The sequence below is a fragment of the Acinetobacter sp. NIOH-H-8 genome, from assembly GCF_046635365.1.
Taxonomy (GTDB): Bacteria; Pseudomonadota; Gammaproteobacteria; order Pseudomonadales; family Moraxellaceae; genus Acinetobacter.
Genome location: NZ_JBHDVN010000182.1, coordinates 1 through 456 on the forward strand (window position 1 = coordinate 1; position 456 = coordinate 456).

The 456-nt window shown below is 58.3% G+C and carries 2 pseudogenes; one reads left to right on the plus strand and one right to left on the minus strand.

Annotated features, from left to right (window positions below):
• Window positions 1–197 (plus strand): annotated as a pseudogene (locus ACEWB7_RS17680) (hypothetical protein); the annotation flags it as partial.
• Here the strand turns inward: ACEWB7_RS17680 and ACEWB7_RS17685 are convergent.
• Window positions 194–456 (minus strand): annotated as a pseudogene (locus tag ACEWB7_RS17685) (hypothetical protein); the annotation flags it as partial. The pseudogenes ACEWB7_RS17680 and ACEWB7_RS17685 sit on opposite strands and share 4 nt — an antisense overlap.

Consider the following 456-nt stretch of genomic DNA (forward strand, 5'->3'; position numbering starts at 1 on the left):
GTATGGAGCGCTTCGGCAAAAAATCCGCCAAAGAGCCCCCGCTAACGCATTACGGCGTGTCAAAACTGAATTTTGATTTTACGCTCGATACGACTCGCGCGCAGGACGAGCTGGGCTACCAGCCCATCGTCACGCTGGACGAAGGCATTGAGCGCACCGCCGCCTGGCTGCGCGATCACGGAAATTTACCGCGTTAATCCTGGCCGTACTTCTCCAGTAATGCTTCGGCAATCGCCTGCGTTTCGGCATCTGCGATACCGTTCCATTGCGCCGGACGGAAGTGCATCTGGAACGCCATAATCACCCGCTGTTGCTCGCGCGCCGTCATATCGGCTTTGACTTCATAGCCATAGCGCGAGAGTAACGCAAGCACCGTTGCGGTATCGACTGGCGTATACGGCGCGCGTCCAGCCAGATAAAACGCCACACGCTGGGCGTCAGGCCAGGCGCCAATCC